We start from the raw sequence: 18,804 nt of genomic DNA on the forward strand, positions 1-18,804 counted from the left end.
CCCCCCCCCCCCCCCCTCCCCCGCTCCCCTGCCCCTCTCGGCCCACCATAGAATTGCGCCGTAAAATAGACCTGGAACGACTGTCATCGCATAGCGAATGTTGATCGCTAGTACGGATACTCCCTTACCTAAAAATAACTTGAGCAGGGGAAATCCTGCGATCGCCCAAGAAGCAGGTGCTACCGCAGGTACAAAAGCCAAAGGCAACCACTGACCAAGTAAATACTTCAGCGTTCCCCAAAACGGCGTAAACAGTTCCCCTAACAACCGAAAAGGGTTACTGACCATTCCCCAAAGAATCTGTAGAGTAGAAGCTTCATCACCTTCGGTATACTGACCAAAACGCTCGATCATAAACCGCTGGGAAATATCAGCAGAAAACAGAGGCATGATCAAGTTAGTGAGGACAACGATATAACCAAAACTCAAAGCACAGACAACTAACCCCGTTCGAGGGTAGCGGCGGCTCAAAATCATGTAAAATCCAACGCCGAACAGGATAATTCCTGAATCCTCCCGCACGGCTAAAATCAAGATTGCTAAAATGCCAAATATCGGCCACTTACGCTTCTCCATTGCCAGTAGCAAGCTAAAGACATAAAGCGGAATTTGGCAAATATCGTGAAAATTGCCCAAAGTCGGGCCGATCACAGCATTAGCACCATAAAAACTAATCGCGATCGCCGCAGATAATTGAGGTTCGAGATAATGTCTAGCCAGAGCATAGAGCACCAAACCCGCCGCCGTCACTAGCGTTACCTGCAAAACCGTCAGCGTCACAGGCGAGGGAAATAGAGCATAAATAGGCAGCCAGACCATCAAAGCGGGAGTGAAGTGCTGCCCCAGCCGATAGTAAAATACTTCTGGCAGTTGGTCATTATGAACGACATTAGTAGACAGAGCCGAAGAAAGAGAACTCTCAAACATCCGCCCATGAGTGCCATTCCAGAAAACTTGATTAAAAATACCTTGGTCGTAATCGGCGTAAAAACTATAGTAGCGGTGGAGAGTCAGAAGCAGACAGGCGGCAAAAAAAGCGATCGCAGCCCAAACTACCACCTCCAACGGTCTATTTTTTTGCCAGATCAAAAATTTCACTCGCCCACCCTTATTTGAAACCTTCGGCACAATATCATAAATCTAAAGAAGATATTAAATTAGAGTAGAAGTGAAATCACTATCCTCGGCAATGGTTAAATATTTTCATCCGAGACCAAGCTTCAACGCGGAACATCCCGCAGTCTCAGGAGACAGCAATCTGGTATCTACCGGAAAGCCTGCCTGCTCTGAGGCATTTCTACAACTTCTACTATTTGTGGACAAACGTCCCGGTTCCCGCGAACAGATTCGCCTCCTCCGCAAGTCCCTAGAAAACTTGAAGACAGAGTTTGCCTTTGAACTGCAAGTCATCGATGTCGGGGAACAGCCTTATTTGGCTGAACACTTTAAGCTGATGGCAACTCCCTGTTTGCTGAAAATTCATCCCGAACCCCGCCAAACCCTTGCTGGTAGCGATCTAATTGCCCAATTAGAGCACTGGTGGCCTCGTTGGCAGCGTTCAGTCCAAGAACACTGGAGTGACGAACAGTCGGAACTCAGCAATAGAGAAACCAAGGAGGCTAAAACCTCTATCCATTCCATCGCTGCTGCTGCGGAACTGATGCAACTCACGGACGAAGTTTTTCGCCTCAAGCAGGATAAAGAACACCTGCAAGAGCAATTGCAACTGAAAGACAGGATCATTGCGATGCTTGCCCATGACCTGCGGAATCCCTTAACGGCGGCTTCCTTGGCCCTAGAAACTTTAGAATCAACTCATAAGCAAAAGGAAAATAACTTACCTGCGGTAACGCCTACTCTCACAGCTCATTTAATCAAGCAGGCCCGCCATCAAATCCGAACTATAGACCGGATGATCACGGATATCTTACAAGCTGCTAGAGGTACGAATGCTGAATTTCACATTAAACCTCAAAAGCTAGAACTAAGACCTTTGTGTGAGGATATCATCGCTCAGTTACAAAACCGATTTCAAGCTAAATCCCTGCACGTAGAAACTGACATTCCTACTGATTTACCCTGCGTTTATGCCGACCCCGAACGCTTGCGGCAAGTAATGATGAATTTGTTGGATAATGCTGTTAAGTATACGCCAGAACAGGGAACTATTAATATCTCAATTTTGCATCGGACAGCTTACAAAGTTCAATTTAGTATTTGCGATAATGGGCCTGGAATTCCAGAGGAAAATTGCCGCAGTATTTTTGAAGACCGCTTCCGACTCCAGCGAGATGAATTAAAGGACGGTTATGGCATTGGTCTTGCTCTTTGCCAACGTATTGTCCGAGCTCACTATGGGCAAATTTGGGTGGATTCTACAGAGCAAGCGGGGAGCTGTTTTCATTTTACTCTGCCAGTTCACAAATGAATTAAAAATCAAAAGTTAAAAATTTAATTTGTTAACTGTTTTCGTGCAACTCAAAATCACTGGGACTTATATCATGTCCAGCAAATTACTTGCGATCTGTCATTGTTCGCTGTGCGAAGCAATCGCAACCCTTTGTTTTTAGGCGATGATGCGTAAGTCCTGACTACGATCGCTCCTGCATTTTAATTGTTCATGCGGAGAGCAGCAATGATTTGTTCGTTAGCTTTAGGAAAAGGAAACTGGTCTATTTCGTCCAGCGTCACCCACCGAATCTCATCGCATTCAATTAGTTGGGGTTCACCGCTGGTGTGGCGGCAGTGATAAGCATTAAGAGTAACGCGAAAATGAGCGTAGGTGTGATCGATTGTGATTAAGTGATCCTCGACTTCGATAACTATCCCCAATTCCTCCATAATTTCTCTTTTAATGCAAGCTTCCAGAGTCTCGCCAGCCTCTAATTTACCCCCTGGAAACTCCCATAGACCGCCTAGTAGTCCACCTTGGCGGCGTTTGTCAATTAAGATTTTTCTCTCTTGATTCCAGATGACGGCAACGCCAATAAACTTGTGAGGTAAAGCAGTTGAAGTTTTGGTCATAGGTAATTAAAAACAGTTAACCGTTAACTGTTAACTGTTAACTGGTAGTTGTTAACTGTTAACCGTTAACTGTTAACTATTAACCGCGATCGGATGTATGTCTATCGCTGGATTGCAAAGACTTTTCAAAAGCCATCCGCTGTTCAGCGTTTCTGAGAAAGTAGCCACTAATCATGGCTGAGGCTAGCAATCTGCCCAAATGTTCGCGGTTCGTGGTGACAGTCACGCCGAAGTGTTCCGAGGGGAGGTTGCCCAACAACCCGACAATGTTGCGCTCCATCACCTGAAAAACTTCAGTAGAGGTAGGCTTAGAGAGTTGGGAGACTGTATCGGGAGCCATAGACTGCACGTATTGCCAGAGTAAATTTGCTCCTTCTCCGTTTTCGTCAAATAAGTCCGGTGTTCGATTGGATGTATTACTCACCTTGTACCTCCGTTTCAGGGACAGCGTTTTTTTGTTAAATCTGACATGATTGATGTCAATAACTTCAATCAGAATTGCTGCCGATCTTTTCTATTTACGAGCTACTTACTAATCTAGCAGGATCGCAGCAATATCCAAGTGGGCGGAACCGTACTAAGGACGGCGGGTCTCACGATTTGAGCTTAAGGCTTTAGCTAGCCAGATAATCGTCCATGTCTTGTTTTCGCTTCCGCAGTTTGGTTAAGGCTTCGCGCTCGATCTGCCGCACTCGTTCGCGGCTAATATTGAGGCGATCGCCTATTTTTGACAGCGTTAAGGTTTGACCGTCTTCCAAACCGAACCTTAAGGCGAGCACTTCCCGTTGCTGCTGCGTCAGATCGGCCATCAGCATTTCTAGGTCGGCCCGCAGGGAGGCTTGGAGGGCAAAATCTTCTGGAGATGCACCAGTATCTTCCAATAAGTCCCCTAATTCTGTATCTTGGTTATCTCCCACTCGCAAATCTAGGGATAAGGGTAGGCGAGCCCGTTCCAAATATTCCCGAATCTGCTTGGGGGTTAACTCTAATTCTGCTGCTAATTCGTTGGCGGTGGCCGCCCGTCCTAGTTTTTGAGCCAGGTAGCGTTGGGCTTTTTTAATTTTGTTTAGCTTTTCAGTAATGTGGATGGGGAGGCGGATAGTACGTCCCTTTTCTGCGATCGCACGGGTAATGGCCTGGCGAATCCACCAGTAAGCATAGGTAGAAAATCGGTAGCCCTTCGTTGGGTCAAATTTTTCTACTCCCCGCTGCATCCCGATCGTACCTTCCTGAATCAAATCTAAAAGGTCTACGTTACGCTTGATATACTTCTTGGCAACAGATACCACTAGCCGCAGATTGGCTTCCACCATCATCCGCTTCGCCCTTTCTCCGGCGTGGATTGTCCGCTGCAATTCAGTCTCAGACAGCCCAGCAGCTTCTGCCCATTCTGTTCTAGTGGGATCGCGACCTAACTCCAAAGCTAGAGCATTTTTCGCCTCGTGCAAGGCTGTCGTTCGCTGAACCTGCTTTCCATAGAGAATTTCTTGCTCATGGGTCAGCAGGGGAACGCGGCCAATTTCTCGTAAGTAAGCGCGTACTGAATCTGTGTCTGAGGACTTAGGAGGTTTCATAAGGATTTCCCGCTGGGTACCTCAGCCGCTAGAGGGTTGAGCAAGCAAACCCCTAGTCTTAGCTGGGAAGGAAAGCGGGCGGGGACTTACGCTTTCCTTGCGTTTACACACGCCTGGTTTTTATAGTAGCTACGTGCTACTAAGAGTCGCTCCATTCCAGGTTAGATTCTGGTTGGAGTCTTAATACCGCTCAATATTATGTTAAAAATATTAACATTTCTGAGAGTCCGTGTATATACCTCCCCAAGAATAAGGTTCAGGGGTAAGTCAGAGTGAATATAGATGAATTTTACCCAGTGGCTCCTTCTTAACTCCCATTCCTAAAGAAAGATGTAATGGGCAGGTGCAGAAAGCTGAGTGCGATCGCTTCTCTGATTTGCAGTCAGCCCATAGCACATAGGGGTAATTTTGTCAAAGAAACTGGGATGATTCAATAATCTGGTTAGTAGCCTACTTACCACTTCTTACCTTTTAGAGTAGACGCTCTGTTCGCGATCGCTATCAGCTTTTTAGTTGATATTGTCTTGTTAACAGTTATTCGAGAGATTCGGTATTGATTCGTGAACCAATTTATTCTCAGTAAATTGTTATCGTATAAAAAGCCACTTAAGTAGTATTTAGGCAAAAGCTTTTCAACCTTTCTATTTGATGAACCAAAGGGATAAGCTACATGAGCGCTCACAATTTTATTTTTATCTAAATCCCTCATACATTTTCTTAAAGCTAATTTAGCGGCGGCGAGTTCAAAATCTAAATCTTTACCCGATATCTTTGCTAAATCTTTGTGATTAAATCCATGAGACTGAATGTCATAAAATCCCTTTTTATATCCTTCTCGTAAATCGCTACAAGTAGTATGAGACAAATAATCACCACCATTATCAACCCCCATAAATCTAGGATTAATAAATAAAACAAACTTGACCTTTTCCCTGTAGATTTTTTCCAGATTTTCTAAAATAGGTAGACCATTTGTATGAACGCCTTTATAACCGTCATCAAAAGTGAGCATAATTGGCTTGTGACCGATATGTTGAATTGGTATCGGCTTAGATTTGTTGATAAAATATACAAAAAGATCCTGAGAGGAGAGAAACCAAAATTTCTCTTGAACTAAGTATTCTAAAATTTTTGCTAAATCTTGCTTAGTGTAGTCATTCGTAAATGCAAATCGATGAGGTGGGTTTTCAGCAGGGTTTTGAGTATCTATAATATCGTGAAAACCTAAAATTGGAATTCTGACTCCATCAGTCTCTACACTCGAACCAGATATAGCTAAACTTAGTAAAAATATTAATAAAATATACAGTAATTTGGCTTTGTGGATCAGATAAAAGTGCAATATCCCTAAAATTTTTCTACCTCTTAGCCTTTTCTTTCGCTGATTCATCGGTATCCTCCGCTGTTTGTTTCCTATTAATCTTTACCATTGTTGGGGACAGATTCAGCAATAGTTACGGGATTTCTGCTAATTATTTGTAATCTATGTAATAGTATACTACAAACCTTATAGAAGGGTTTGGTAGGAACCAGAAAGGAGGTGAGGTGGTGTCCACAGAAAAGGTAGTTGAACTGACAGAGGGAGTATTTGTTCGCACTGCGATCGCAAATATCTACATTCCGGCACTGCGGTGCGGATTTGCCGGATATCCGGTCAATCCTCGCTGGAATGCAGTTAAGTTTCATGCTTGGAAGACGGGGCGAGAGTGGCGGCAAGCACTACACTGTGGCGAGATGGTAGTGCGTTCAACTGACTCGATGCTGGTATCACTCCAGGAACAAGGAGATAGGGCCCAATCCCCCTCACCTCGAAAGTGGGGCAACCCCACACTGCTAACTTTTTACAGCCGCCAACTCAAATGGGGGCAGTTGAAATTACAATATTAAGCTCTAATCGCGCCTGGGTGGATTGGGGGTTAGGTCTTTTTCACAAATAGTATACCTCTTGAAGGTTCGCCATAAAAAAACGCCTAACTCTCAACAGTCAGGCGTTTTACCGATTTCCAAAAGACAAATTAATCCTGTTGAGATGGAGACAGAGTTGATTGGATCGAAACCACTGCCACAGGTTGCGTCTGACTCAAAACCGCCTGTAATATGGGAGTGCGATTGACAGAACTGTTGGCTAAAGTCAGTATGGGATTAGCCAAAATTCCCGCTAAGGATGTGGCAATTAATGTCAAAATCAGACTGACTTGCAAAGGTCGCATTCCGGGAAGAGTCCAGTTAGCTTCTGGATAATTCTTGACCGAAATTGACATTTCTTGAGGTTCCTTAACTACCATCATTTTCACTACCCGAATATAGTAGTAGATCGAAACAACTGTAGTGATTAACCCCAACAATACTAAGAGGTAAAGACCTGCTTGCCAACCTGCCCAAAACAGATAAATTTTGCCGAAGAAACCGGCTAGGGGCGGAATGCCTCCCAAGGATAGCAGGCAAATGCTTAAACACAAGGTTAAAAGGGGATCTTTTTGATACAAACCGGCGTATTCGCTAATTTGGTCTGTACCAGTTCGTAAGGAGAATAAAATCACGCAGGCGAAACCGCCTAAGTTCATAAATAGGTAAACCAACAGATAAAATATCATGCTGGAATAGCCTGCTTCACTGCCTGCGATCAAACCGATCATTACGAATCCAGCTTGTCCGATGGAGGAGTAAGCTAGTAGCCGCTTCATGCTAGTCTGAGCGAGGGCGACGACGTTACCCAAAACCATGCTGAGTATGGCGAGGGCAGTGAAAACTAAGTGCCACTGTTCGGTAACTAGGGGGAAAGCGGTAGTGAGGAGGCGGATGGCGAGGGCGAAACCGGCCGCTTTGGAACCGACGGAAAGGAAGGCGACGACTGGTGTAGGTGAACCTTCGTAAACGTCAGGTGTCCACTGGTGAAAGGGGACGGCGGAGATTTTGAAGGAGATGCCTGCGATCGCGAATACTAAGGCGATCGCTAAACCAAGGGAGTTACCGCTATCAGCAGCAGCAAGGCCCTGGGCGATCGCGGTTAATGTGGTTTCCCCTCCCGATAACCCGTACAGCAAGGAAAGAGAGTAGAGAAATACCGCCGAAGAAGCGGAACCAATTAGCAGGTATTTCAATGCTGCTTCGTTAGAACGGGGGTCGCGCTTGGTGTAACCTGTCAGCAGGTATGAGGAGATACTGAGAGTTTCCAGGGAGACGAAAATCATCACCAATTCGTCGGCCCCACAGAGGAACATCCCCCCCAGGGTAGCGGTAAGCAAAATGCTGATGAATTCCGCCAAGGATGTACCCGTTTGCTGGATGTAGCGTACCGACATCAAAATAGTGACAGCGGCAGAAAGGGCAACAATGCCGCGAAATGCAATACTCAGCGCATCGCTGTTGAAACCGCCGAAGAATGAAATCGTGTTAGTGCTCTCCCACTGGTAGCAGAGGGCCGCGATCGCAGCGAGTAAACCAGCAACAGCAGCGTAGGGAGTCCACGCTGAGGAACTACGGCCTACGATCAAGTCGCCTACGAGTACTACCAGGAGGGTGACTATGACTATTCCTTCTGGCAAGATGGTTCCAGCATTTAGCTGGGCAACAAGAGTAGCAAAATCCATATTTTCAGCCAGGTTATACAGTAGTACAGGCTGAAAAGCCTGCAATGGCAGTGAATTTGTTAAAAATTCTTAACCAAACTGGATTGTAACCTGATTTGGATTTTAGTCTCTACAACTTATCGATCGCCTTTTTTGCCTTATCTGCGATCTCTTTTGCAGTTTGCTTAGCATCTTCTACGACATGGCGGGCGGCGGATTCAGCTTGTTTGGCCTTACCTGCTGCTTGGTCTTTTTTGCTGCCTGTGATATTTCCCCAAACTTCTTGGAGTTTACCTTCAACGTTTTTGCCAACGGCTTTTGCTCTATCTTCAGTGCTCATGTTGGACTCCTTATAGCGATTAATTATCGTATCAGTAAGTTGAGCTTACCATAACTTAGTAACTCTCATCTTATAATTTTATTAAGGAGTGAACTATGCTAAATATCCGATCCATCTTTTTGTGCTAACATTAAAGAGTTTAAACTTACCGATTAAGAGTCTTTGTTTCGGTTTTGGGAATCACCGCTAATAATGCAGAGATTTTGCGAGAGCTTATTCAAAAAGCAGCCATTGAAGGTGAAGTTATCCAAGAAGATACTACTGATTTTGGGCAACAGTTTAAGGTTGATTGGACTGTACCCGATACGTCAGGTATTGAGCTTCGGACAATCTGGGAAGTTACTACGACTAATTCTAATCCTCGTTTAATTTCGGCTTTTCTTAAACCATGATAAAACACTTTAAACTTTTGGATTCTGTTGCTATTCTCAAGCCTGTGTCAAATACGAGATTAACGCTAGTGGAACCAGAATACGCATCTATCTCTAGTTTGCCAGTAGGACTTGTGGGAACTATTGTTGAAGTGTATGATACAGGAAATGACTATCAGTATTTAGTGGAGTTTGCTGATAATCAAGGGATTGAATATGCTATGGCTATTTTGAAAGAAGATGAAATTTTAGTTCTGCAATATGAACTCGCAGTTGCTTAGAAAGCAGTGGTTCTACAGACATATCTCGAATTGCCGCTATTTTTTTAATTTATTCTAAAGTATCTGTTGGGATTTCAATCGAGACTATTTCGGTGATACGTGACCGCAATTGCATTTTTATTTCTGTTTCAGGATTGTTCATATAATTTCCGTTAAGTTTGTACAGCAAATTCCTCTGGATCGGTTCCCCAATTCACCCACCGAATAGCCTCCCTAGCTGATTCTATATCAGGCGGTACGCGCAAAACGTGAATGTGTCCGGTACTAGGGCAAGTCATTTTTAACAAATAAATTGCCTCAACATCGACATTATTATGTATTTTTAACAGCGTGTACTCTTGCCAAATATCTAACTCTACCGCTGCCAATTCTTGGCAAATTCTGTCATAACCTATGCCTTGAATTAAGACTCGTCGAAGTTCGGCGTTATCCTCCGATAATAGCCATTCTGAACGCCACTGTTGAGGGTGAACTTTTCCGTATTTTTCAGGTAATCTCACGCCGTGATAGGCGTACACGCTGAAACCATCAGCAAATTGAATTGCAGGCGATCCTTCTGCGTGGAGTCGCTGTTGAGAGTCGAAGGAAAGGATACGGGGGCGATCGCACACATAGCAAATTTCTTTAAAAGTATAAATCCAGCCACAATTTTCGGCTAGGGATTGATACAATTCCCATTTATACTGATGTTCTTTGCAAGATATTGATAAGCCGGAAATACAGTAGTCCATTATTGAGACTTCCTCCATAGGTACTTGAAAAAAATATCTATCTGTGTCTGCTTCTTCGTCAGTCATTTCGCTTCTAAGTTCATTGCCAATTTTAATATTAAAAAGCCCGCCAAATGCACTTCCAAACAATCTCCATATGTCATACCATACTTTAGTGGTCAACTTTTTTCCGAAAGTTGTTCTGATTGCGCTACTAACTTCAAGCTCAAATAAATAATATAGGTCAGACGGTAAGCTGTCGAGCAATAATAGATTTTGATAGGCAGCATAAGGGCTATCAAAGAAAGTAATTTTTGGCTTTTGTTGACCGATCGCAGCATAAATACCTTTAACTGCATCAGTAGCTTTATCGCGATCAATTGGCTCAGTAGAAAGCGCGATCGCTCTCCATTTTTCGCGATAGATTGGAATCAAAGCCTCTTGCTCAGGTGTAAGCTTATCAAACATTTTTACTGCCTTTACTCTACACTTTTGAGAATACTTTAGACTATCATTGTTTCAAGACTTAGTACAGTTAAGCTTAAGTTTGTACAGCAAACTCCTCTGGATCGATTCCCCAATTTACCCAGCGAATAGCCTCCCTAGCTGATGAAACATCAGGCGGTACGCGCAAAATGTGAATATTTCCGGTGCTAGGGCAAGTCATCTTTAACAAATAAATCTTCTCAAAATCGACATTATTATCTATTTTTAACAGCGTGTATTCTTGCCAAGTATCTAACTCTACCGCTGCCAATTCTTGGCAAATTCTGTCATAACCTATTCCTTGAATTAGCACTCGCCTTATTTCGGCATTATCCTCCGATAATAGCCATTCTGAACGCCATTCTTGAGGGTGAAATTTTCCGTATTTTTCAGGTAAACTCACGCCGTGATAGGCATACACGGTGAAACCATCGGTCAATTGAATTGCGGGTGATCCTTCTGCGTGGAGTTGCCCTTGAGAGTCGAAAGAGATAATGCGGGGGCGATCGCACACATAACAAATGTCTTTAAACTCAGGTGTATAAGTCCAGCAACAATTATTGACTAGCGATTGAATAGCTTCCCTAGCTGATGATGGGAAAGGCAGTACACGCAAAACCTGAATGTATCCGGTGCTAGGGCAAGTCCTCTTTAATAAATAAATGGGCCAAGACAAGGGAATCCTATAACCGAAATTCTCATATATATCTATTTTTAATAGCGTGTATTCTTGCCAAGAATCTAACTCTACTGCTGCCGATTCTTGGCAAATTCTTTCATAGCCTATTCCTTCAATTAGCGCTCGCCTCAGTTGACCGTTATCTTCCGATAATAGCCATTCTGAACGCCACTGTTGAGGGTGAACTTTTCCGTATTTTTCAGGTAATATCACGCCATGATAGGCGTACACGCTGAAACCATCAGCAAATTGAACTGCGGGTACTCCTTCTGCGTGAAGTTGCTCTTCAGAGTCCAAAGACATGATGCGGGGGCGATCGCACACATAGCAAATTTCTTCAAAACCATAAATCCATCCACAATTCGCGGCTAGCGATAGATACAATTCCCATTTATACTGATTTTCTTGGCAATATATTGATAAGCCGGAAAGAAAGTAGTCTATTCTTGATGACAAATCCCTATTCTGCTGTAGAGTTATTAGTCCAGAAATCTGTGGAATTGTTATTTTTTCCTCAGCGATTTGGCTGCTAAGTTTATCGCTAATTTCCCTCAAAAAACCAGTCTGAAAAAAAATCCATACTTTTCCGAAGAGTTTACCCTTTAAGTGCCTTCTATAGCTGTCTAGAATTTTTCGTAGAGCCATGTCCATGGAATCACCTTGGAAAGACGGTAGGCTGTCGAGCAATGAAATACTTTTAAGGGCAGCATAAGGACTATCAAAGAAAGTAATTTTTGGCTCTTGTTGACCGAGCGCAGCATAGATAGCTTTGACTGTATCAGCAGCTTTATCGCGATCAATTGGCTCAGTAGAACGCGCGATCGCTTTCCACTTTTCGCGATAGATTACCATCAATGCCTCTTGCTCAAGTGTAAGCTTGTCAATCATTTTTATTGCCTTTCCTATTTAGAGGAATTTAACTATTATACAGGGGTTTTAACCCGTGGCGAACCAAGAGACAGACAACAGACAAACCCGCCGTCAGTCCCATTTTCCGGAATCAAGGTAAGCTGAGGCAGCCTTTGCCAAAAAACCAGGTCAAAATCCCGATCGCCCGATCGCCTCCAACACGATCGCTCACCATTAAGTTAAAAATTGAGATAGCGTGAAATGAGGTAGCCTCCGCCTTGGCAAAAAGCGATCGCTCCCTTGCCTACCCCTTGACATCCGGCTTAAACTATCACTCAGTTGCAGTGCGGCTTTTAGTCCGTCGAGAACGAGATATTGGTACGATAGTATAATACTATTGCCTCATACCCTACTTACACGAGGAAAATATATGGTAACTACGCTCGAAATTGACAAAACTCTTCTTCAAGAAGCCCTTGATTTGAGTAACCATCCAACACCTACTACATTAATCGAAGCGGCTTTACGCGAGTACATTCAACGTCGTAAACAACTAAAAATAGTGGAATTATTTGGTACTATTGACTACGATGAAGAGTATAACTACAAGCAACAGCGACAAACGTTATGAATGTTCTTGTTGATAGTTCCGTTTGGTCGCTGGCTTTGCGGCGCAACACAACAAATGATGCGATCGCGCTCGTTAATATCCTGCGCGATTTGATTGCAGATGGACGAGTTGTTTTACTGGGGGCTATTCGTCAGGAGGTGCTTTCTGGGGTGCGCTACAAGGAACAGTTTAATCGATTGCAAGAGTATCTTCGTGCTTTTCCTGATTTAGAGCTAGCAACTGAAGATTATGAGTTAGCCGCAGAGTTTTTTAATACCTGTCGCACTAAAGGCGTTCAGGGTTCAAATACTGATTTTCTGCTATGTGCAGTTGCTCATCGTCGCGGCTACAGCATTTTCACTACTGATAAAGATTTTGAGAATTTCCGATCGCACATTCCTGTCATATTGCTATGAAGATAATATAGGTGCGATCGCGCTTTGAAATTAGGGATAGGAGAGGCGCGATCGCGACAATTATTACTCTCGAATGCGAATTCTGTAGACTTCTACGAGCAGTAATTTACCTCGGTAATGTTCAGGGCTATTATACAACGAGAAATATTCTGTTAGCCTTGTCATCAATTGAGGTATAATTTCCGGGTGATTTCTCAGTTGAATAGAGATAATTCCCTGATATGCGCTTGGTGGATAAGTCACAATATCAGCAAAATCTCCATTGAGAGAAACAAGTATGGCATTTAATTCCTGAGCTTGGGCAATAACAATAATATCTGGAGATTCAATAGGGATGTAGTCTTTCAAAACCAAAACTTCATTTTCAGCATCACGAAGAATTTGAATAATAGAGTTAGGAACACATTGATCGATAAACAATCTTAAACTCATTAGGCAACTGTTTCAAAATCTGACAAATCGCGGGCATAATCCAGGCAAGCATCTATCTGTTCTTTAACTAGATCGGGAAACTCAGAAATAATGTGTTCGACAGTATTACTTGATGCTAAATAACCTAAAATGAGACTAACGGGAATTCTAGTTCCTCTGATTCTTGGTTTACCTCGCAATACATCGGGGGTACTGACAATATGTTCTCTCCAGTTTACGGGCATAATTTTTCCTTTCTGACTCTGATAACTTATATCTTAACATTGTAGCTATAAATATTTGAGTCCGATATTGATAAGGATTTGAAATGGCGATCGCGCTTTGAGATTGGAGATGGGAGAGGCGCGTAGGCGTAATCAGCCGCAGGCATCGCGACAAAATAGTAAAATCAGCTTAACACTTGAAAAATAAAGATTAGGTTACGTTAAAGTGTAATCAACAAGACGGCTTTTGCGCCGTAACGCACAGGAATCAGTTCCATGTCTATTTCTAAACCTGAAAAGCCACAGTCTTTAAAACCGATTAATTCTGCCGATCTGCAAATGCGAGCGATCGCCTACAGTTTAGATACTTTAATTCCAGGGTTATACATTTGGCTAGGTGCGATCAAAATTCGGATTGGAGGTAGTTTACCAGAAGACAGTTATCCGGGGATAATTCACAGTCCAATTGGCATTGCTTTAGTGCTCCCTGGCTACCATATTTACAGCACTTATCAAGGTAGCTATGACCCTTGATAAGCATAAGCTTGATGGTATCCCTCAAATTACTGTGAAAACTTTGCCATCTACAGAATTTGAGTTGATTCTATTGACAGCAGGTTACGGTAAAATTGGTACGGCTCCTGCTCAAGGAAATCGCCTGAAAGTTTGGTGGAATCATTCTACTTTTAGACGCATTGAAGCTATTTACAGTGCTGATGGAACTGTTGCTATTACTGCTTATCATGTTTAGATTTGTAGTTAAAAAAACTAGAAGTTTTTATTGATTGATGAAGGGCGATCGCGCTTTGAGATTGTGGAATTGTAAGGCGATCTTGCTTTCAATCTTAGCACAGTTAAGCTTAGTGAAGTGCGATCGCCTTCTTTATTTCAACTGGCAAATACTATATCCAATGGCTTATCTGGGATAATGTACATTAACTCTGCACCCTCTGGTTTATTCTCAGCAGGAGCTAATTTAATCCAATCTTGGAAACTAATTCCTAATTTGTCAATAGCTTCTACTTCTACCTTATAAGCTTCAAAACGCTGATAAGTTTCAATCATATTTTCGATGACTTCAAGCACTTGAGGTAGACGTTTAATCGCCTCTCGCTTTAAATCGTCCTCACTTGGGCCAAATATCCATCCTTTCACTTCAACCCGATCTAAAATTGCTGGTGGTAGAGAAGCTACCCATTTGTTAGGATCTTGTACTAGCTTAACCAAATTCTCACGATGAAGATCGAATACTGCATTTTCATCTAAGTTCGGATCGCTCCATTGGTAAATCCGAGTTAGCCTACGCAAATCAATCTCACCTTTATACTCAGGTTGTAAGTATGCTGCTGGGTTAGAGGTGAGTAACAAATCCACGTATTTCTGCATACGCGGGCGCACTTTTGCCGCTCCGTCTCGCAAGAGTTCAAGTGCGGTATCTGGTGCTTCTAACTCCAAATAACAACGCGCCTCAGCAACATAGGCTAGTAATAAGGTTAACAGATATTCATCAACTATCTGGCTACCTTGTTCAAGTTCTTTGTCTGTGTAGTCAGTATAGATAAAATCAGCTTTTCGCAAATCACCGATCGCATTAATTGCCATAGATTTGCGAGTTTCAGGATTTTTCATCGTGATGGCTTTAGCTGCCAAGTCTAGTGCCGCTCGAAAATTCGCATAGTATCCAAGGTCAATTTTGCGGTTAATCTTGTTTAAAACTTCCTGTGCTTGTTTTAGGCGTTGCTCTAATTCATTTAGGCGATGGTTTATTATGGCAAAACCCATCATTGTTACCCCTAAGTTAAGGATACTTGCAGATGCACCAATCTGAAGCAGCTTTGAAACAGGGGACATATTAGGGGTTGTTTCACGTACACAAGCAACTATTTGTGTTGTATTAGTCTTACGAATAACGCCACCAACCCGCTCTAAAGAACCATTGCTAAGTCCGGCAGAAATATCTTCAGAAACCTGATAAGTTGCGCTAATGGCTTGCATACTCTTTATTCCTCCAATTGATGCTCCAATTACTGCTACTGTCGCCACACGAGTTACTTGTGCGCTCTCATGTATACCAGTTTTACACCATGTAGCGAAGTGTTCACAATTGTTGAAAAGTAGATCGTATTTATTTTCACCTAAACGACTTTTTGCCCTCAAAAGAATGATATCTGATAAATCAGAAACTTCATACTTTTTCACAAAGAGTTGCTTGCCAGATGTGAATTCAGCTAGAGAGGTGCGGGTAATCACACCTTTTAGCGCTTCTCCTATGTAATGGATGGCAGTACCATCACCACAGTCAATTCCATGATGAGTATAAACACCGCAGTCCACATAGATGTGATCTCCTTTTCCCATAATGAGTCTTCTCCTTTCCGATCAAAGTCAGCAGCGCGATCGCGCCTTCACCAGAACCGTCTTAACTCCCTATTCCCAGGATAAAGTAAGATTAAGCAGCTTTTACCAAAAAAACAGCCCCCCATCACCCATCACCCGATCGCCTCCAACACGATCGCTCGGCATTAAGTTAAAAATTGAGATAGCGTGAAATGAGGTAGCCTCCGCCTTGGCAAAAAGCGATCGCTTCGAGCCGACCCCTTGACATCCGGCTTAAACTATCACTCACTAGAAATTACTAGCCTCGCCGCTATCCTTAAAAGATGTGCTATGTCAACCCTCGTCATCGTCGAATCTCCTACTAAAGCCCGTACCATTCGCAACTTCCTGCCCTCCACCTACCGTGTAGAGGCATCAATGGGTCATGTGCGCGACCTCCCATCCTCCGCCGAAGAAATTCCCGAAGCCGTCAAAGGAGAAAAATGGGCGCAATTGGGCGTAAACGTGGAAGCTGACTTTGAACCGCTTTACGTCATTCCCAAAGATAAAAAGAAAATAGTTAAAGAACTCAAAGACGCACTCAAAGAAGCCGACGAACTCATTCTGGCTACTGACGAAGACCGCGAAGGTGAAAGCATCTCCTGGCACTTGTTGCAAGTCCTCCAGCCGAAAGTCCCCATTAAACGGATGGTCTTTCACGAAATTACCCGCGAAGCCATCCGCAGCGCCTTAACTCACTGTCGCAGCATCGACGATCGCGTAGTGCAGGCCCAGGAAACGCGGCGAATTTTGGATCGGCTGGTGGGTTACACTGTTTCTCCTCTGTTGTGGAAAAAAATCGCCAGAGGGCTATCAGCGGGACGGGTTCAGTCAGTTGCAGTCCGGCTTTTAGTCCGTCGAGAACGCGATCGCCGCGCCTTCCGCCAAGGAAGTTACTGGGATTTAAAAGCAACTTTGACTCCGCCTAATGCCAAGAAAGGGCAAAAGGGCAGTGAATTTGATGCCAAACTCGTCACCGTCCGCAATGTGAAAGTTGCCACAGGTAGCGATTTTGATGAAAGTACGGGGCGCATTGCTGCCGGCCGCAATGTGTTGTTGCTGAATGAGGAAGAGGCTAATGCGTTGCGCGATCGCCTCCTAGATAAACCCTGGAATGTTGCCAACATCGAGGAACGGCCCGTCACCCGCAAACCTTCGCCACCGTTTACCACCTCGACTTTGCAGCAGGAAGCTAACCGCAAATTGCGACTGGGTGCGCGGGAAACCATGCGAGTTGCCCAAGGCCTCTACGAACGGGGTTTTATTACCTATATGCGGACGGACTCCGTGCATTTGTCGGAACAGGCGATCGAGGCCGCCCGCAGTTGCGTTCAAGCACTCTACGGTAACGAATACCTCAGTCCCCAACCGCGTAAATACACTACCAAAAGCAAAGGCGCACAAGAGGCCCACGAAGCCATCAGGCCCGCAGGTAGCACTTTCCGCACACCCCAAGAAACAGGGTTAGAAGGTCAAGATTTCCGAGTTTATGACTTAATTTGGAAGCGGACAGTCGCCTCTCAAATGGCTGACTCCCGCCAAACTCACATTACAGTTCAGTTGCAAGTAGAAGATGCAGGGTTTCGATCCTCCGGGAAACGCATCGACTTCCCCGGTTTCTTGCGGGCCTACGTGGAAGGTTCCGACGATCCAGATGCAGCTTTGGAAGACCAAGAGGTAATTTTACCGCCGTTGAAAGTAGGCGATCGCCCTAATTGTACCGAATTAGAAGCGATCGGTCACGAAACACAACCCCCCGCCAGATTTACCGAAGCTTCTTTAGTTAAAACTCTAGAAAGTGAAGGCGTTGGTCGTCCCAGTACCTACGCCAGCATTATCGGCACAATTATCGATCGCGGCTATGCCAAGTTAGTAGCAAATGCTTTAATTCCTACTTTCACCGCCTTTGCAGTTACAGCATTGTTGGAAAAACATTTTCCCGATTTGGTAGATACTAGCTTTACTTCTAAAATGGAAGCAACACTAGATGAAATTGCTACTGGCGAAGCTCAATGGTTGCCTTACCTGCGAAAATTTTATCTAGGCGAAACCGGTCTGCAAACATTAGTTAAAAGTGGCGACACTGAGATTGATGCTAAACTTGCCCGGACTGTAGAATTAGAAAATTTACCCGCCAAAGTCTGTATCGGCAAATTCGGCCCTTATATCGAGGCAGAAAGTCCCGAAGGCATGGTGACAGCTTCTATTCCTCCAGATTTAACACCAGCAGATTTAGATCCCGAACAAATTCAAAATATTCTGCGGCAAAAAACCGAAGGCCCAGAAAAATTAGGAATCCACCCGGAGTTAGGGGAACCTATCTACATTCTTGTCGGAAATTACGGCCCTTACGTGCAGTTAGGTGTAGCAACTGAGGAGAATAAGAAACCTAAACGGACTTCTTTACCAAAAGGGGTGACAAAGGAAAATGTCACGATAGAAATGGCGGTTGGTTTACTATCTTTGCCGCGCAATTTAGGCTTACACCCAGAAACGGGGGCAAAAATTCAGGCAAGTTTAGGGATGTATGGGCCCTATGTAGTTAGCGATCGCGGTAAGGAAGGCAAGGAATATCGCTCGTTGAAAGCTGGCGATGATGTCATCACAATTACTCTAGAACGTGCTTTAGAGTTGTTAGCACAGCCAAAAGCTAGTCGGGGAAAAAGTAGCAAAACTGTCGAACCTTTGCGAGTTTTGGGTAATCATCCCGCCGATGGCGAACCAATCAATGTTTATGATGGACGTTATACCAATTTTAAATGAAGTTGCATAGAATAGAGATACTGTTTAGGGATCGTTAACTATGGCACGCCAACTGATACTGGCGATCGCAGAAAGCCCAGAAATTCTGGAGCAACAACTCAAAAATAGCCGCACCGCCAGC

The 18,804-nt window shown here is 43.9% G+C and carries 21 protein-coding genes and 1 pseudogene; 10 read left to right on the plus strand and 12 right to left on the minus strand.

The features are described 5' to 3' along the window. On the minus strand, positions 1-1,098 hold a 1,098-nt coding region (locus PN499_RS10540), incomplete at its 3' end, for a DUF2079 domain-containing protein (RefSeq protein WP_272031808.1). Between the two features lie 91 nt (positions 1,099-1,189). Here PN499_RS10540 and PN499_RS10545 point away from each other — a divergent pair. Continuing rightward, entirely contained in the window at positions 1,190-2,428 is a 1,239-nt protein-coding gene (locus tag PN499_RS10545; protein ID WP_272031829.1) for a histidine kinase, read from the plus strand. Between the two features lie 182 nt (positions 2,429-2,610). On the opposite strand, the gene mutT is transcribed toward PN499_RS10545, so the two are convergent. From mutT to PN499_RS10565, 4 genes are all read right to left on the minus strand, one after another. Then, positions 2,611-3,024 (minus strand): 8-oxo-dGTP diphosphatase MutT, encoded by a 414-nt coding sequence (gene mutT, locus PN499_RS10550; protein WP_272031809.1) that lies wholly within the window; start codon positions 3,022-3,024, stop codon positions 2,611-2,613. A 79-nt stretch (positions 3,025-3,103) separates the two neighbouring features. Beyond that, positions 3,104-3,448: a DUF760 domain-containing protein gene (locus tag PN499_RS10555; protein WP_272031810.1), complete on the minus strand. Its 345-nt coding sequence runs from the start codon at positions 3,446-3,448 to the stop codon at positions 3,104-3,106. 190 nt (positions 3,449-3,638) lie between these two features. Then, positions 3,639-4,598 carry an RNA polymerase sigma factor, RpoD/SigA family gene (locus PN499_RS10560; RefSeq protein WP_007357246.1) on the minus strand — a complete coding sequence of 320 codons (960 nt, stop codon included), beginning with the start codon at positions 4,596-4,598 and terminating at the stop codon, positions 3,639-3,641. Positions 4,599-5,052: 454 nt separating this feature from the next. Continuing rightward, positions 5,053-5,988: a polysaccharide deacetylase family protein gene (locus PN499_RS10565; RefSeq protein ID WP_272031811.1), complete on the minus strand. Its 936-nt coding sequence runs from the start codon at positions 5,986-5,988 to the stop codon at positions 5,053-5,055. 158 nt (positions 5,989-6,146) lie between these two features. Between PN499_RS10565 and PN499_RS10570 the strand changes: the two genes are divergently transcribed. Beyond that, positions 6,147-6,485, plus strand: coding sequence for a hypothetical protein (locus tag PN499_RS10570; RefSeq protein ID WP_272031812.1), 339 nt, complete (start codon positions 6,147-6,149; stop codon positions 6,483-6,485). A 128-nt stretch (positions 6,486-6,613) separates the two neighbouring features. On the opposite strand, the gene PN499_RS10575 is transcribed toward PN499_RS10570, so the two are convergent. Both PN499_RS10575 and PN499_RS10580 read right to left on the minus strand, forming a co-directional pair. Beyond that, positions 6,614-8,188 (minus strand): NAD(P)H-quinone oxidoreductase subunit N, encoded by a 1,575-nt coding sequence (locus tag PN499_RS10575; RefSeq protein ID WP_272031813.1) that lies wholly within the window; start codon positions 8,186-8,188, stop codon positions 6,614-6,616. A 109-nt stretch (positions 8,189-8,297) separates the two neighbouring features. Further along, positions 8,298-8,507, minus strand: a complete 210-nt coding sequence (locus tag PN499_RS10580) for a CsbD family protein (protein ID WP_272031814.1) — start codon at positions 8,505-8,507, stop codon at positions 8,298-8,300. A 167-nt stretch (positions 8,508-8,674) separates the two neighbouring features. Here PN499_RS10580 and PN499_RS10585 point away from each other — a divergent pair. Further along, a pseudogene (locus tag PN499_RS10585) lies at positions 8,675-8,899 on the plus strand (DUF6883 domain-containing protein); the annotation flags it as partial. Next, a complete protein-coding gene (locus tag PN499_RS10590; RefSeq protein WP_007356228.1) occupies positions 8,896-9,159 on the plus strand; it encodes a DUF4926 domain-containing protein in 264 nt (87 codons plus the stop codon). The pseudogene PN499_RS10585 and the gene PN499_RS10590, both read left to right, overlap by 4 nt. A gap of 152 nt (positions 9,160-9,311) precedes the next feature. Here PN499_RS10590 and PN499_RS10595 read toward each other — a convergent pair whose 3' ends face one another. Continuing rightward, the gene (locus tag PN499_RS10595) at positions 9,312-10,337 is read right to left on the minus strand and encodes a DUF6745 domain-containing protein (RefSeq protein ID WP_272031818.1); all 1,026 of its coding nucleotides are present in this window, start codon (positions 10,335-10,337) and stop codon (positions 9,312-9,314) included. Between the two features lie 73 nt (positions 10,338-10,410). Continuing rightward, the gene (locus PN499_RS10600; RefSeq protein WP_272031820.1) at positions 10,411-11,922 is read right to left on the minus strand and encodes a DUF6745 domain-containing protein; all 1,512 of its coding nucleotides are present in this window, start codon (positions 11,920-11,922) and stop codon (positions 10,411-10,413) included. A 391-nt stretch (positions 11,923-12,313) separates the two neighbouring features. Between PN499_RS10600 and PN499_RS10605 the strand changes: the two genes are divergently transcribed. Further along, positions 12,314-12,514: a type II toxin-antitoxin system VapB family antitoxin gene (locus tag PN499_RS10605; RefSeq protein ID WP_272031821.1), complete on the plus strand. Its 201-nt coding sequence runs from the start codon at positions 12,314-12,316 to the stop codon at positions 12,512-12,514. Next, positions 12,511-12,909: a type II toxin-antitoxin system VapC family toxin gene (gene vapC, locus PN499_RS10610; RefSeq protein ID WP_272031822.1), complete on the plus strand. Its 399-nt coding sequence runs from the start codon at positions 12,511-12,513 to the stop codon at positions 12,907-12,909. The genes PN499_RS10605 and vapC overlap by 4 nt, the downstream gene beginning before the upstream one ends. Before the next feature lie 63 nt (positions 12,910-12,972). Here the strand turns inward: vapC and PN499_RS10615 are convergent, their stop codons facing one another. Beyond that, positions 12,973-13,341, minus strand: a complete 369-nt coding sequence (locus PN499_RS10615; RefSeq protein ID WP_272031823.1) for a DUF5615 family PIN-like protein — start codon at positions 13,339-13,341, stop codon at positions 12,973-12,975. Beyond that, the gene (locus tag PN499_RS10620) at positions 13,341-13,565 is read right to left on the minus strand and encodes a DUF433 domain-containing protein (protein ID WP_272031824.1); all 225 of its coding nucleotides are present in this window, start codon (positions 13,563-13,565) and stop codon (positions 13,341-13,343) included. The genes PN499_RS10615 and PN499_RS10620 overlap by 1 nt, the downstream gene beginning before the upstream one ends. Positions 13,566-13,820: 255 nt before the next feature. Between PN499_RS10620 and PN499_RS10625 the strand changes: the two genes are divergently transcribed. After that, positions 13,821-14,078, plus strand: a complete 258-nt coding sequence (locus tag PN499_RS10625) for a hypothetical protein (protein WP_272031825.1) — start codon at positions 13,821-13,823, stop codon at positions 14,076-14,078. Continuing rightward, positions 14,068-14,295 carry a hypothetical protein gene (locus tag PN499_RS10630; RefSeq protein ID WP_272031826.1) on the plus strand — a complete coding sequence of 76 codons (228 nt, stop codon included), beginning with the start codon at positions 14,068-14,070 and terminating at the stop codon, positions 14,293-14,295. The genes PN499_RS10625 and PN499_RS10630 overlap by 11 nt, the downstream gene beginning before the upstream one ends. 137 nt (positions 14,296-14,432) lie before the next feature. Here the strand turns inward: PN499_RS10630 and PN499_RS10635 are convergent, their stop codons facing one another. Then, positions 14,433-15,902 (minus strand): lecithin retinol acyltransferase family protein, encoded by a 1,470-nt coding sequence (locus PN499_RS10635; RefSeq protein ID WP_272031827.1) that lies wholly within the window; start codon positions 15,900-15,902, stop codon positions 14,433-14,435. 1 nt (position 15,903) lies between these two features. On the opposite strand from PN499_RS10635, the gene PN499_RS10640 reads away from it, so the two are divergent. After that, positions 15,904-16,092: a hypothetical protein gene (locus PN499_RS10640; protein ID WP_272031828.1), complete on the plus strand. Its 189-nt coding sequence runs from the start codon at positions 15,904-15,906 to the stop codon at positions 16,090-16,092. A 119-nt stretch (positions 16,093-16,211) separates the two neighbouring features. Next, positions 16,212-18,683 (plus strand): type I DNA topoisomerase, encoded by a 2,472-nt coding sequence (gene topA, locus PN499_RS10645; RefSeq protein WP_272031830.1) that lies wholly within the window; start codon positions 16,212-16,214, stop codon positions 18,681-18,683. Positions 18,684-18,804 lie beyond the last annotated feature (121 nt).

Origin of the sequence: Kamptonema animale CS-326, assembly GCF_028330895.1 — a bacterium.
GTDB lineage: Bacteria > Cyanobacteriota > Cyanobacteriia > Cyanobacteriales > Microcoleaceae > Kamptonema > Kamptonema formosum.